The 13,518-nt window shown below is 53.4% G+C and carries 10 protein-coding genes; 4 read left to right on the top strand and 6 right to left on the bottom strand.

Features of this window, described 5'->3' with window-relative positions:
- Nucleotides 1-11 precede the first annotated feature (11 nt).
- Nucleotides 12-455 carry an FxsA family protein gene (locus Q9L42_RS05920; protein ID WP_305909342.1) on the top strand — a complete coding sequence of 148 codons (444 nt, stop codon included), beginning with the start codon at nt 12-14 and terminating at the stop codon, nt 453-455.
- Nucleotides 456-457: 2 nt separating this feature from the next.
- Here the strand turns inward: Q9L42_RS05920 and Q9L42_RS05925 are convergent, their stop codons facing one another.
- Together Q9L42_RS05925 and Q9L42_RS05930 are read right to left on the bottom strand one after the other, a co-directional pair.
- Nucleotides 458-1,756 (bottom strand): DUF3422 family protein, encoded by a 1,299-nt coding sequence (locus Q9L42_RS05925; RefSeq protein WP_305909341.1) that lies wholly within the window; start codon nt 1,754-1,756, stop codon nt 458-460.
- Between the two features lie 208 nt (nt 1,757-1,964).
- On the bottom strand, nt 1,965-2,201 hold the full coding sequence (locus Q9L42_RS05930; protein WP_349432279.1) for a YgaP-like transmembrane domain: 237 nt from the start codon (nt 2,199-2,201) through the stop codon (nt 1,965-1,967).
- A 105-nt stretch (nt 2,202-2,306) separates the two neighbouring features.
- Between Q9L42_RS05930 and uvrD the strand changes: the two genes are divergently transcribed.
- Nucleotides 2,307-4,469, top strand: a complete 2,163-nt coding sequence (uvrD, locus tag Q9L42_RS05935; protein ID WP_305909340.1) for a DNA helicase II — start codon at nt 2,307-2,309, stop codon at nt 4,467-4,469.
- Between the two features lie 71 nt (nt 4,470-4,540).
- Here uvrD and tkt read toward each other — a convergent pair whose 3' ends face one another.
- From tkt to gap, 3 genes are all read right to left on the bottom strand, one after another.
- The gene (tkt, locus tag Q9L42_RS05940; protein WP_305909339.1) at nt 4,541-6,538 is read right to left on the bottom strand and encodes a transketolase; all 1,998 of its coding nucleotides are present in this window, start codon (nt 6,536-6,538) and stop codon (nt 4,541-4,543) included.
- A gap of 367 nt (nt 6,539-6,905) precedes the next feature.
- Nucleotides 6,906-8,345 (bottom strand): pyruvate kinase, encoded by a 1,440-nt coding sequence (gene pyk, locus Q9L42_RS05945; protein ID WP_305909338.1) that lies wholly within the window; start codon nt 8,343-8,345, stop codon nt 6,906-6,908.
- A gap of 23 nt (nt 8,346-8,368) precedes the next feature.
- The gene (gene gap, locus Q9L42_RS05950) at nt 8,369-9,382 is read right to left on the bottom strand and encodes a type I glyceraldehyde-3-phosphate dehydrogenase (protein WP_349432280.1); all 1,014 of its coding nucleotides are present in this window, start codon (nt 9,380-9,382) and stop codon (nt 8,369-8,371) included.
- A 452-nt stretch (nt 9,383-9,834) separates the two neighbouring features.
- Here gap and Q9L42_RS05955 point away from each other — a divergent pair, with 452 nt between their 5' ends.
- Nucleotides 9,835-10,917 carry a TRAP transporter substrate-binding protein gene (locus Q9L42_RS05955; protein ID WP_305909337.1) on the top strand — a complete coding sequence of 361 codons (1,083 nt, stop codon included), beginning with the start codon at nt 9,835-9,837 and terminating at the stop codon, nt 10,915-10,917.
- Nucleotides 10,918-10,979: 62 nt separating this feature from the next.
- On the opposite strand, the gene Q9L42_RS05960 is transcribed toward Q9L42_RS05955, so the two are convergent.
- Nucleotides 10,980-11,342 (bottom strand): PilZ domain-containing protein, encoded by a 363-nt coding sequence (locus Q9L42_RS05960; RefSeq protein WP_305909336.1) that lies wholly within the window; start codon nt 11,340-11,342, stop codon nt 10,980-10,982.
- A 535-nt stretch (nt 11,343-11,877) separates the two neighbouring features.
- On the opposite strand from Q9L42_RS05960, the gene Q9L42_RS05965 reads away from it, so the two are divergent.
- A complete protein-coding gene (locus Q9L42_RS05965) occupies nt 11,878-12,891 on the top strand; it encodes an IS110 family transposase (RefSeq protein WP_305907107.1) in 1,014 nt (337 codons plus the stop codon).
- Nucleotides 12,892-13,518 lie beyond the last annotated feature (627 nt).

Genomic DNA, 13,518 nt, shown 5'->3' on the forward strand with positions numbered 1-13,518 from the left:
GAGTATACTAAATGAAGATCGTGCAAATCATTTTCTTGTTTTTCCTGATTGTACCGTTTGTGGAAATTTATCTGTTGCTGCAAATCGGCGGGGTGATCGGGGTGTTTCCGACCGTGTTCATGGTCGTGTTTACCGCGGTGCTGGGCGCCTGGTTATTGCGTAAGCAAGGCTTGGCGACTTGGCAGCGCTTTCAGGCCAACCTGAATCAGGGAGCGATTCCGGCCTATGAAATGATCGAAGGACCGATGCTGCTGGTCGGCGGGGCGCTACTGCTGACCCCCGGTTTTTTTACCGATGTGCTGGGCTTTGCCTGTTTAGTGCCAAAGCTACGCAGAAAAATAGCTCGATATGTGATCGAAAACCACCTGATCGTCGCGCACGGCGGTTCGCCTTTCCAGCGCCGTGACAGGGCGGCGCCAGACGTCATCGAAGGCGAATATAAGAAAGAAGATTGAGTTCAATCCTCGTCTATTTTTTGAATCAATTTATGTATGCGGCGCACGCCGATGGCGACGACCGTCAGCACAAATGGGATCGAAATGCCGATGACCAACGGCGGATTAACATCCCAATCGGCCGATTTCATCGCCTGCGCGATCGAACCGATCAGGCTGACCGCGTAACTGGTGATTGCGAAAATAGACACGCCTTCCACGGTTCCTTGCAGGCGCACCTGCATTTTGGCGTGGGTGCTCACCGATTTCAATAAGTCCTGGTTTTGACGTTCGATCGAAATGTCGACGCGGGTGCGTAACAGTTCGCCGGCGTTACTGATGCGTTCGGACAGCAAATTAAAGCGTTTAGCGGTGGATTGGCAGGTGTTGATCGCCGGCTCCAGGCGTCTGCCCATGAATTCGCTGAACGTCTGCAAGCCCTGGATGCGTTTTTCGCGTAAATCCTCGATACGCTGGTTGACCAGGTTATAATAGGCGCTGGCGGCGCCAAAACGGTAATGGTTGCAGGAAATATGATTTTCCACCTCGGCGGCCAGCGTGGTCAGTTCGTCGAGCAATTTGCCGTCGTCGCAACCGGCTTCCGCCATCGCCGCGGTAATGGCGATCAGCTGGTGGTCGGCCTTGATCAAGACAGGCGTCAGTTTGCGGGCGATCGGGAAAGCCAGCAGGGCCATGACCCGATAGACTTCGATTTCAAACAGGCGTTGCAGCAGGCGGCCGGCCTGGGCGTTTTTCAGATGATCATCGACGATCAGAAAACGGCTGAAACCGTCGATATGTATCCTGAAGTCGGTATAGGCTTGGGCGGCGCCGCCGCTGACCTTGGCGCCAATCAGCGCATTACCGGCGAAAAAATGCGCCATCGCTTCAATGTCGTCGGTCGTTTCAGAGGCAGGAATAATGGCGGCGTGCGCCGCGACGATCACTTTGCCCACCAGCTGCGCCATCCAGTCCACCGGAACGCTTTTCAGCGCCGGCTCCTTGAAGGGGTCTGACTGCTGCTGCTTATGCACATAGAAGGTGTAGGTGGTAAATTCGCCGTGCTGTTCCCAGCGCAACTGAAAATTATCGTAACGGGCGCTGAAATGGTTGGCGTCCTGTTTGGGAGGCGTGACGCCGAAACGTTCGCATAGCTCAATCAGATGAATGCGGTCTTGTTTTTTCTCGTCACTGCTCTGCATCAAGGTGAGATGGGAGGCGCTTACCGGGAGATCCAGGATCACCGAGGAGCGAGCATGAACCTCATTGTGTAACTTGAATCGTTGCGGATGATTGTCTGGCAGGGGGAAGAGCGTGGTCACAAGTGGTAATGGCGCTGGGTTATTTTACAGGTGCTGTTTCTGACGACTTGCTCGAAAACAAGCGCTAGCCGACTAGGGGCCGTTTCGAAACAGCGGAGCGATTAAAATCCGGCTAGACCGGCATCGTTTTGCTCGTCATAATAGGCGGTTGTGCTGAGCCCATGCCTGAACTTTTATGCTTCGACATGGACTCAGAGATGTTCGCTGATTAATTCTCGGCGCCTTTTTCATGTTCCTCGAGGGAGTTTCTTTCCAGGCCTGAATAAGCCGGGCACCAGCCGGAATAACCGGTTGCGACCAGGACGACGCCCAGAAGCAGCAATATTATGCTAGCGGTGAAAAGAGAAATCAGCAGTAGGGCCGCTCCGGCCGCCAGGCGAATTTTTTTTTCTTTTTCACCGACGTTATGTTCAAATTTAATCATACGTTTTACATCAAAGCTCATCTTCAAACCCTCGTTATGTCGTTATTATTATGCCGTCCTGATTAAAGGCATTTTACCGTAAACAGCAAATATACACAGCTCCTAGAAATGTGCAAGTTATAAAAGATGGAAATAAGTTCAATAATCAATTCCCTTAACGATGCTCAGCGTGTCGCCGTTTCGGCGCCGGGACAGGCTATGCTGGTTTTGGCCGGCGCCGGTAGCGGCAAGACTCGGGTGCTGGTGCACCGTATCGCCTGGCATATTCAAGTCGACGGCGTGTCGCCGCATAATATCCTGGCGGTGACCTTCACCAACAAGGCGGCGACCGAAATGCGTGGTCGCATCGAGGAGCTGTTAAATATCTCCGCCCGTTCGATGTGGATAGGCACTTTTCACGGTCTGGCGCATCGCCTACTGAGGCGTCACGCCAAACAGGCCGGTTTGACGGAGTCCTTTCAAGTGATCGATGCCGATGACCAGCTGCGCCTGATCAAACGATTGCTTAAAAACCTTAGTCTGGACGAGGCGAAATGGCCGCCGAAGCAGGCGCAGTGGTTCATCAATGCGCAGAAGGATGAAGGTGTCCGGGCTAAGCATATGTTGGATTCCGGGGATTTTTATCAACGCCAGATGATTGCGATTTATCGCGCCTACGAAGAAGTATGCGAGCGCTCCAGCTTGGTCGATTTCGCCGAATTGCTGCTTAGGGCGCATGAATTGCTGCGTGACAACGAGGATGTGTTGGCCTTCTATCAACAGCGTTTTCGCTTCGTCCATGTCGATGAGTTTCAGGATACCAACACGATTCAGTATGCTTGGTTGCGTTTGTTGACCGAGGGTCGCGACAACCTGTTCGTCGTCGGCGATGACGATCAGTCCATCTATGGCTGGCGTGGCGCGAAAATAGAAAATATTTATAATTTTCAGTCCCATTACCCCAATCATAAGGTGGTGCGATTGGAGCAGAATTATCGCTCCAGCGGACAGATTCTGAAGGCGGCGAACAGCTTGATCGCCAATAACGACGGTCGGATGGGCAAGGAGTTGTGGACGGACGCCGGCGATGGCGAGCCGATCTCGCTATATACCGCCTTCAACGAGCAGGACGAAGCCTATTTCGTCGTGGAAAAAATTCGCCAATGGGTTAACGATGGCGGCAGGCGCAGCGATGTCGCGATTCTTTACCGCTCCAACGCCCAGTCGCGCCAATTCGAGGAAAAATTGATGAGCACCGGCACACCCTACCGGGTTTATGGTGGCTTGCGTTTTTTCGAGCGGATGGAAATCAAAAATGCGCTGGCTTATTTGCGCTTGATGAGCAACCGCCATGACGATGCCTCGTTTGAACGGGTGGTCAATACGCCTGCCCGAGGCCTCGGCGCGAAAACGCTGGACGATATCCGAGCGTTGGCGAGGGGGCAGGGGATTTCGTTGTGGCAGGCGGCCGCCGAGTCGATTGCGCAGGGCAAGCTATCCGCGCGAGCGGCCAACGCCATGAAGGGCTTCATGGCGCTGATCAAGCAGCTGGCCGATGAGGTCGAAGACAAGGAGTTGTTTGAAAAGGTCAAGGCGGTCGTCGAACACAGTGGCCTGATCGGATTATATAAAAAGGAGAAGGGTGATAAGGGCGAAGCCCGGGTGGAAAACCTGGAAGAACTGGTTAATGCGGCGAGGTTGTTCGATTATGACGACGATAACGGAGAAAATCTCGGTGAGCTGGACATGTTTCTAGCCCATGCCGCATTGGAGGCCGGCGACATGCAGGGCGACGATTACGAGGACTGTGTGCAGCTGATGACCCTGCACTCGGCGAAAGGATTGGAGTTCAAACAGGTGTTCCTGGTCGGTTTGGAGGATGGGCTGTTTCCGTCGCTGCAATCGACCGAGGACCCCGCTCGCCTGGAGGAAGAAAGGCGCCTCTGTTATGTCGGCATTACCCGGGCCATGGAGCAATTGTATCTGACCCATGCCGAATCCAGGCGTCTGTACGGCAAGGAAAGTTATCCACGCCCCTCCCGTTTCATTCGTGAAATTCCGCCCGAATTTATCCAGGAAATTCGCCTGCGCGCCAATGTGAGTCGTCCGGTGACGGCGACGGTGCAGCCCCGTTCATCGATGCTGGGCGGCAGCTATAAACTCGGCCAACGCGTCAGCCACGCTAAATTCGGCGAGGGCGTGGTATTGCAGATGGAAGGAGAGGGCGCCCAGGAGCGGGTGCAGATCAATTTCCACGAGGTCGGCTTGAAATGGCTGATGGTGTCTTACGCCAAGCTGGAAGCCTTATGAGATCGGCGCGGCTCGGCAGCACCGGTATGGGATAGCGGGACTGCCGAGCGTAAGTCCCGCCATTCTGGTCCTTATTTAACCAGCGACTTAACCGCCTCGACGACATGTTTGGCGGTGAGGCCGAATTCTTCGAATAATTGTTGCGCCGGGGCCGATTCACCGAAACGATCGATGCCGACGACCTTGCCGTGCAGGCCGACATACTGTCGCCAGAAAGGGGTGACGCCGGCTTCCACCGCGACGCGTGCGCTGAGTTCCGCCGGTAAAACGTGTTCCTGATAAGCAGGGTCCTGGGCGTCGAATACCGAGGTGCTAGGCATCGAGACGACGCGCACCGGAATGCGGCGGCGTCCCAGCATGCTGGCCGCTTCCATCGCGATTTCGACTTCTGAGCCGGTGGCGATGATGATCGCCTTCGGCGCCTTGTTGGGCTCTTTCAAGATATAGGCGCCGCGCTTGATATCGGCAAGTTGTTGCTGGTTCCGTTTTTGATGGGCCAGGGCCTGGCGCGAGAAAATCAGGCAGCTCGGGCCCTCCTGTCGTTCGATCGCGGCCTGCCAGGCGACGGCCGATTCGACCGCGTCACAAGGACGCCAGACCGCCATATTCGGAATCATGCGCAAGGTAGCGGTTTGCTCGATGGGTTGGTGGGTTGGGCCGTCCTCGCCCAAGCCGATGGAGTCGTGAGTGAAGACGTTGATGGTGCGAATTTTCATCAACGCCGACATGCGAATGGCGTTGCGGGCGTATTCCGAGAACATCAGGAAGGTGGCGCCGTACGGAATGAAGCCGCCATGCACGGCTATGCCGTTCATGATCGCGGTCATGCCGAATTCGCGGACACCATAATAAATGTAATTGCCGGCATGATCATCTTTGTTGACATCCTTGCTGCCTTCCCACAGCGTCAGGTTTGAACCGGCTAGGTCGGCCGAGCCTCCGATAATTTCAGGCAACAAGGGGCCGAAGGCGTTCAAGCTGTTTTGCGAGGCCTTGCGGCTGGCGATATTTTCCGCCTTGGAATTGACCTCTGCAATGAATGCGGCCGATTTTTCCGACCATTCCGCCGGCAGTTCGCCCCGCAGGCGTCGTTCGAATTCCTCGGCCAATTTAGGGTAAGCGTTGCGATAGGTGTCGTAACGCTGCTGCCAGTCCTGTTCCATATGCGCGCCTTTTGCTTGGGCGTCCCAGCCCTGGCGGATGTCGTCCGGAATTTCAAAGGCCGGATGCGGCCAGTTCAGCAGTTTTTTCGTCAAGGCGATTTCTTCTTCGCCCAAGGGCGCGCCGTGACAGGATTCCTGTCCTTGTTTATTGGGCGAGCCATAGCCGATCGTGGTCTTGCAGATGATCAATGAGGGTTTATTCGTGACCGATCTGGCCTCTTCGATCGCGGCCCGGATTGCCTCGGGGTTATGACCATCGACTCGGGCGATGACGTGCCAGTTATAGGCGTCAAATCGTTTCACCGTGTTGTCGGTGAACCAGCCTCTGACTTCGCCATCGATCGAAATGCCGTTGGCGTCGTAGAATGCAATCAGTTTGCCGAGGCCCATCGTGCCGGCCAATGAACAGGTCTCATGAGACACGCCTTCCATCAGGCAGCCGTCGCCGAGAAAGGCATAGGTGTAATGATCGACGATGGTATGGTCATGGCGGTTGAACTGGGCCGCTAACGTCCTTTCCGCCAGCGCCATGCCCACCGCATTGCTGATGCCCTGGCCCAACGGCCCGGTCGTCGTTTCGACGCCGGGCGTGTAGCCTAATTCAGGGTGGCCCGGGGTCTTGGAATGCAATTGTCTGAAGTTTTTCAGGTCATCGATGCTGACGTCATATCCGCTCAGATGGAGCAGCGAGTAGAGCAGCATCGAGCCGTGGCCGTTTGATAGGACGAAGCGGTCTCGATCCGGCCAGGAAGGATTGGTCGGGTTATGTCTTAAAAAATCGTTCCACAATACTTCGGCGATATCCGCCATGCCCATAGGGGCTCCGGGGTGTCCTGAATTGGCCTTTTGCACGGCATCCATCGATAAGGCGCGAATCGCATTAGCAAAATCACGGCGGCTAGGCATAGTAATCTCCAAAGACTGGTTTCAATAATGTTTTTATTATAACCAAATATGGCATGAAACTAGGAATAGGTTGTTTACCTGCAGCAATTCCCACTTTGGCGTTCAAAAAGGGCATGGGGTGTGTTTGGCGAGGATGTCGGCAGCAAGGATGCTGCCGTCAAGCCCCCAGGGATGGGTTTACGGCGCTCCTCGACAGACACACCCCATGCCCTAAACCCCGCAAAAATACTCAAACTGGGAATTGCTGGTTTACCTGAATGAAACAGTAAAGAAGAGGGTAAAAAAAACGCCGTATTCGATATTTATCGAATACGGCGTTGATCATTCAAGCTCTGACCCGGCGCGTACGCCGATGGGCGATTGATTGCTAAGGCGTTAGGCCTTCGCCTACGATGACAACCTTCAGGGCGTTGGTGCCGCCGGCTTGGCCGGTCAGGTCGCCCTTGGTGATGATGAACTGATCGCCTTGTTTGGCCTGGCCACGCTCTTTCAGCTTATTGATGATGTCGCGGTTGACCTCGGCATGATCGGCGGCCTGAAATTCGAACGGCACCGGGAAAACGCCGCGATAAAGCGTGACCTTACCCAAGGTCTCTTCGTGATTGCTGAAGGCGAAAATCGGTATGCCCGATCTGACCCGTGACATCCACAACGGCGTGGAGCCGGACTCCGTCAACGCGGCGATGCCGGCGATCTTGGTGTGGTTGGCCAAATACATGGTCGACATCGCAATCGCCTCATCGACGCGTTCAAAGTTTTCCGAGACGCGATGTGTAGAGGTTCTGACGCTGGGCTGTTTTTCCGTTTCCTGGCAGATGCGCACCATCGCCTCGACCGCTTTGACCGGGTAGCGGCCGGAAGCCGTTTCGGCCGACAGCATGATCGCATCGGTTCCGTCAACGATGGCGTTGGCGACGTCGAAGACCTCGGCGCGGGTCGGAATCGGATTTTCAATCATCGATTCCATCATCTGCGTCGCGGTAATGACCGCTCTTTTCAGCTCTCTCGAGCGTTTGATCAGATGTTTTTGCGCTTCAGGGAGTCGGGCGTCGCCGATTTCCACACCCAGGTCGCCACGAGCGACCATGATAACGTCGGAAGCCAGGATGATTTCATCGATCACTTCCATCGCTTCGGCGCGCTCCACCTTGGCTACGATGCCGGCGGTGCTGCCTACGGCTTCGAGCAAGCGGCGCGCCTCATGCAAATCTTCGGCGCAACGCGGGAAGGATACCGCTACGAAATCGGCCTTGATTTTGCCGATCGTTTTAATATCCTCCTTGTCCTTTTCGGTCAGCGCGGCGGCGGAAAGCCCTCCGCCTAGCAAGTTAATGCCCTTGTTGTTGGATAAATCGCCGCCGACCACGACGGTGCAATTGACGCGTTTGCCATCGGTATCGACCACGTCTAAAACGACGCGGCCGTCATCCAGCAATAGTCGGCTGCCGGGTTTTACTTCTTGCGCCAACGGTTCGTAAGTGATGCCGACTTGAGTGTTGTCGCCATCGTTCTCACCTAGATTGATATCCAATGCAAAGGCCTGGCCTTCCTCCAGCCTAACTTTAGTGTCTTTGAAGCGGGCGATACGGATTTTAGGTCCTTGCAGGTCGCAGAGGATACCGACCCGACGGCCGGTTGTCCTGCTCAATTCACGAACCCTGTTAGCTCGGTCAATGTGATCCTGGGCTGAACCATGAGAAAAGTTCATGCGCACCACGTCCAGACCGGCGTCAAATAAACCTTCCAGTACGCCAGGTTTATCGGTAGCCGGGCCCAGTGTAGCCAGGATTTTGGTTCTTCGTAACATAGATTATTTGAATTATTTAAGGGTTATTTAGCGTTAACTAAGGCAACAGTGGTGTCCAGCATGCGGTTTGAGAAACCCCATTCGTTGTCGTACCAGGACAGCACTTTGATGAAGTTACCGTTGATGACTTTCGTTAACGATTTGTCATAAGTTGAAGAGGCCGGGTTGTGGTTGAAGTCGATTGAAACCAGTGGTTTCGCATTGATGTCCAGGATACCTTTCAACGGACCTTCGGATGCCGCAGTCAGAATTTCGTCGATTTCTTCTTTGCTGGTGGCGCGACTGGCGGTGAAGGTCAAGTCGACGACAGAGACGTTGATGGTTGGTACGCGAATCGCGAAACCATCCAGTTTGCCGGCCATCTCTGGCAATACCAGGCCCACGGCTGCCGCTGCGCCGGTTTTGGTTGGAATCATCGATTGTGTCGCCGAACGGGCGCGACGCAGGTCGGAGTGATAAACGTCGGTTAGAACTTGGTCGTTGGTGTATGAGTGAATGGTCGTCATCAGGCCTTGTTCAATACCGATGGTATCGATCAGCGGTTTGACCAGCGGGGCCAGACAGTTGGTTGTGCAAGACGCATTGGAAATAACGGTGTCGGATGCTTTTAGGGTCTCATGGTTGACGCCGTAGACGATGGTGGCGTCGACATCGCTGCCGCCAGGCGCCGAGATGATCACTTTTTTCGCGCCGGCATCGAGGTGGGCTGAAGCCTTGGCTTTGTTGGCGAAAAAGCCGGTGCATTCATGCACGACATCGACGTCCAGTTCGGCCCAAGGTAGTTTGGAGGGGTCTCTTTCCGCCAAAACTTTGATTTTGTCGCCGTTGATTACCAGGTATTCACCTTCAACGCTGACTTCTCCAGGGAATTTGCCGTGAGCGGAGTCGTATTGAGTCAAGTGAGCATTGGTCTCCGCATCGCCCAGATCGTTGATTGCAACAATCTGAATCTCATCGGTGCGACCTGATTCGTACAATGCGCGAACGACGTTACGTCCAATACGGCCATAGCCATTGATTGCAACTTTAATTGCCATAGAATGTTCTCCGGAGTGAAAGTGAAAAGCATTAGGAATGTGCCGGAAGGCACTTGAAAAATCGCTTTACTATAGCAAATTAATAGGGTATTCGTCTATAACTAAGCAAAGGTTCAGCAATTCCCACTTTGGCGTTCAAAAAGGGCATGGGGTGTGTTTGGCGAGGATGTCGGCAGCAAGGATGCTGCCGTCAAGCCCCCAGGGATGGGTTTACCCAGCACCTAAATTCCATGGCTACTGGACTATATTTTACATTCCAGGATAATTTAGGGGCTGGGTGAACGGCGCTCCTCGACAGACACACCCCATGCCCCTAAACCCTGCAAAAATACTCAAACTGATGGGAATTGCTGGCAAAGGCTAGGCCGGTTAACAGTTGCCAATAAAAGCTGAACTGCCTTAGCATGAAGAAAAAAATAACAAATAACTATGATTTTCCAGTGAGAGGAACTATGAAAAGGCGTGAATTTATTTGTAAGGCAGGCTCAGGTTCGTTGATGGCGGGAGCGGCGCTGGCTACGCCCGGCATCGCGAGGGCGGCAAGCGAATTTAAATGGAAGATGGTCACGGCTTGGCCGAAAAATTTTCCTGGCTTAGGCACTAATGCCAATTTATTGGCTGAAATGATTACCGAGATGAGCGGCGGCCGTATCAACGTCAAAGTCTACGGCGCTAGAGAATTAGTACCGGCTTTTGAGGTATTTGATGCAGTGGCGAAGGGCACGGCCGAGATGGGCCATGCCGGCGCCTATTATTGGAAAGGCAAATCGGAGGCGACGCAGTTTTTTTCCGCGGTGCCGTTCGGTTTGACGGCACAGGAAATGAATGCCTGGTTGTATTACGGCGGCGGCCTGGAATTATGGCGGGAGCTCTATAAGCCTTTCGGCATTATCCCCGCGCCCACCGGCAATTCCGGCGTGCAAATGGCGGGGTGGTTTAACCGTGAAATTAACAACGTCGATGACCTGAAAGGCTTGAAAATGCGCATACCAGGCTTAGGTGGCGAGGTGCTGCGCAGAGCCGGAGGCACCACCGTCAATATGCCGGGCGGTGAATTGTTTACTTCGCTGCAATCCGGTGCGCTGGACGCCACCGAGTGGGTCGGACCCTATAACGATCTGGCCTTCGGCCTGCATAAGGTGGCCAAGTATTACTATTATCCGGGCTGGCATGAGCCGGGTTCAACGATGGAGGCCTTGATTAACGAAAAGGCTTTTAACGCGTTGCCCAAGGATTTGCAGCAAATCGTTCTGGTCGCTTGCAAGGCGGCGAATATGGATATGATTTCGGAATATACCGCGCGTAACAATCAGGCCTTGGATACCTTGATCAATAAGCACAAGGTCAAAGTCATGCCGTTACCTGACGAGGTGTTGAAAACCTTGCGTCAATTGTCCGACCAAGTCGTGCAGGAACTATCGGAGAAGGATGCGCAGGCGAAAAAGATTTATGATTCGGTGATGCGATTTCGTCAGCAGGTCTCGCAGTGGGGGAGGGTTTCGGAACAGGCGTTTTTAAAGGCTCGGATGTTATGATGAAGTGAGTCGAAAGGGGCTGCTAAGGTATTAACAGCCTCCGCGAGGCTTGGCGTCTTGCTTTAGAATTGAACTGATTGTTCGGCCAGTCTGATGCATTCAAACATCAAGTTGTCGACACTCTGTTCGGTATGGTCGGCGGCGAATTGCAGGCCATATTCATAGGGCTCGTTAATGTATTTGACGAGGCCGTGAATTGAAATCGGAATACCGGACTGCGGCATGATGATGGCAATCTTGATGTTGCAGTGGTCAATTTCGGTATGTAACGGACTTCTCAGTCTTATCTTGATGCCGCTATAACTCAAATTGACGATATCGCCTTCCACGACGATTTCTTCCTCGGGAGCTGGCGGTTCGATGATGACGTCGGCGAACAGGTCCTTCGGCAGAAATCGAGGGTGAACGCGTTTTTCTTGGTCCATTTTTGTCCCCTTGATCTGACTAGCGTGTTGAGTATAGGCGTTAATTCCTAATCGGGTAAAGTTTATTTGTAACTATTCAGTGTCTTTCAAGATTTAGGCAGTAGGTCATTGATTTCTCAGGACGCGTTCATCCAGCACCTAAATAAACGACGATTATTAATCATAGCCAAGAGTCTATGGTATTTAGGCGCTGGGTGAATACATCTCTGGCAGCTAATGTATCCCTGGGCAGCAATTCCCAGTTTGAGCATTTTTGCTGTGTTTAGGGCATGGGGTGTGTCTGTCGAGGAGCGCCGTTCACCCAGCACCTAAATTATCCTGGAATGTAAAATATAGTCCAGTAACTATGGAATTTAGGTGCTGGGTAAACCCATCCCTGGGGGCTTGACGGCAGCATCCTTGCTGCCGACATCCTCGCCAAACACACCCCATGCCCTTTTTGAATGCCAAAGTGATGATATGGACTCCTCTCCACCCTCTAACGGTGTCACAATACACCTACTAACAACTTAAACAGAACAAAGAGGAGTTCGAGATGAATCTTAACGTAGTGGGTTTAGATATTGCAAAACTAGTGTTTCATATGTTCATGATGCAAGACGGCAAAGCAAAGAAAAAGAAATTGAAACGGTCGGAACTGTTGGCCTTTGTGGCTCAGATGCCGGTGAGCGTGATCGCGATGGAAGCCTGCGGCGGCGCTCATCATTGGGCCCGGGCATTTCAGGCCCTGGGCCACGAAGTAGTGCTGTTGAATACTCGCTTCGTGAAGGCATTCGTGGTTGGCAATAAAAACGATTACAACGACGCCGAGGCGATTTACACGGCGGCCTGCCAGCCGAACAAACGCAGCGTGGCGATCAAAGGCATTGAGCAGCAAGACTTAGCCATGCTGCAAGGTGTCCGGCGAGGTAAGGTGGACGAACGCACGGCCTTGGTCAATCAAATGCGCGGTTATCTGGCTGAACGAGGCATCGTGCTGCCGCGTAGCGTGAATCAGTTCAGAAAACAACTGCCCAGTATTCTGGAGGACGGGGAAAATGACCTCAGCACGCTGAGCCGGAAGCTGTTTGCCGAGCAGTATCAAGCGCTGAAAGCCTTGGACGAAGCGATCCGGGCTCTGGACCGGGAAATTACGGCAGTATGCCAAAACAATGCCTTAGCCCGACGATTGCTTGACATACCGGGTATCGGTCCTTTGACCGCCATTTTGGCCACGGCTGACGTCGGCGATGGCAAGGGTTATGATTCGAGCCGAGATTACGCGGCCAGCTTGGGGGTGGTGCCAAGGCAGCACAGCAGCGGCGATAAGCAGGTATTACTGGGTATCAGTAAACGCGGCAACCGCCAATTGCGCACATCCTTGATTCACGGGGCAAGAGCGGTGCTGAAATACTGCGGTGACAAGAGCGACCCCTTGAGCCTGTGGCTCAAAGGCTTGATTGAACGGCGAGGCTTCAACAAAGCGGCCGTGGCTTTGGCCAACAAGAACGCCCGGATCATTTGGGCGCTGGCAACGCGTGGCGGCGATTACGTGCCACAAATGGCCTAAGCCGATGAAAACCGGGTTATCCTCCCTTTGCCCACAAGCTCCGAGCACGATTGAAGGGCTCTACGCATGTGGACAAAGCGTGGATAACCCTAACAACACTGTAGTAAACGAGTTCAACCAAATTGCGGAGGCAAGACTCTCAAAGTGATGACATTCAACAGGTCAGACCGGCGCTTTTAAAATCCGTTATTCCCGAAGATTCCTTGAAATCGGCAAAGTGATAGAGATAAAAGCGCGCGGATAGCTTCATCAGGGCCCGAAGGTCGATAAATACCTTCATCAAGAGGCCGAATATATGGCGGCAATCTCGATCTCTGTTGGAAACATCATTTTTGAACAATCTTGGCTTGCAATTGGAGAGGAGTCCATATATGGGAATTGCTGATCCCTGGGCGAGGCGAGTTATTTAACCCGCCTTAAACGTTTAGCTTACTCTAATTACAGCTGAACCGTTTAGGACCTCGTTGTCCTGCATGTCGCATAGCGAACATGCAGGCTACTTGCTTTTCGCGCCGAGGGCGGCGCTCCTACGCAAAGCACCGTTTTGCATTCGGATGTGCTGAACTGCGTGAAGCGCATCAAAAACCGGTGCGCTTCCTATCGTCAGCACACCCTACCCACATTCGT

The sequence above is a fragment of the Methylomarinum sp. Ch1-1 genome, from assembly GCF_030717995.2.
GTDB classification, from domain to species: domain Bacteria; phylum Pseudomonadota; class Gammaproteobacteria; order Methylococcales; family Methylomonadaceae; genus Methylomarinum; species Methylomarinum roseum.

What these genes read in the sequence shown, in the direction of transcription:
- Q9L42_RS05930 (WP_349432279.1), bottom strand. Translation starts at nt 2,201, where the DNA reads ATGAGCTTTGATGTAAAACGTATGATTAAATTTGAACATAACGTCGGT.
- Q9L42_RS05960 (WP_305909336.1), bottom strand. Translation starts at nt 11,342, where the DNA reads ATGGACCAAGAAAAACGCGTTCACCCTCGATTTCTGCCGAAGGACCTG.
- gap (WP_349432280.1), bottom strand. Translation starts at nt 9,382, where the DNA reads ATGGCAATTAAAGTTGCAATCAATGGCTATGGCCGTATTGGACGTAAC.
- Q9L42_RS05965 (WP_305907107.1), top strand. Translation starts at nt 11,878, where the DNA reads ATGAATCTTAACGTAGTGGGTTTAGATATTGCAAAACTAGTGTTTCAT.
- Q9L42_RS05920 (WP_305909342.1), top strand. Translation starts at nt 12, where the DNA reads ATGAAGATCGTGCAAATCATTTTCTTGTTTTTCCTGATTGTACCGTTT.
- uvrD (WP_305909340.1), top strand. Translation starts at nt 2,307, where the DNA reads ATGGAAATAAGTTCAATAATCAATTCCCTTAACGATGCTCAGCGTGTC.
- tkt (WP_305909339.1), bottom strand. Translation starts at nt 6,538, where the DNA reads ATGCCTAGCCGCCGTGATTTTGCTAATGCGATTCGCGCCTTATCGATG.
- Q9L42_RS05955 (WP_305909337.1), top strand. Translation starts at nt 9,835, where the DNA reads ATGAAAAGGCGTGAATTTATTTGTAAGGCAGGCTCAGGTTCGTTGATG.
- pyk (WP_305909338.1), bottom strand. Translation starts at nt 8,345, where the DNA reads ATGTTACGAAGAACCAAAATCCTGGCTACACTGGGCCCGGCTACCGAT.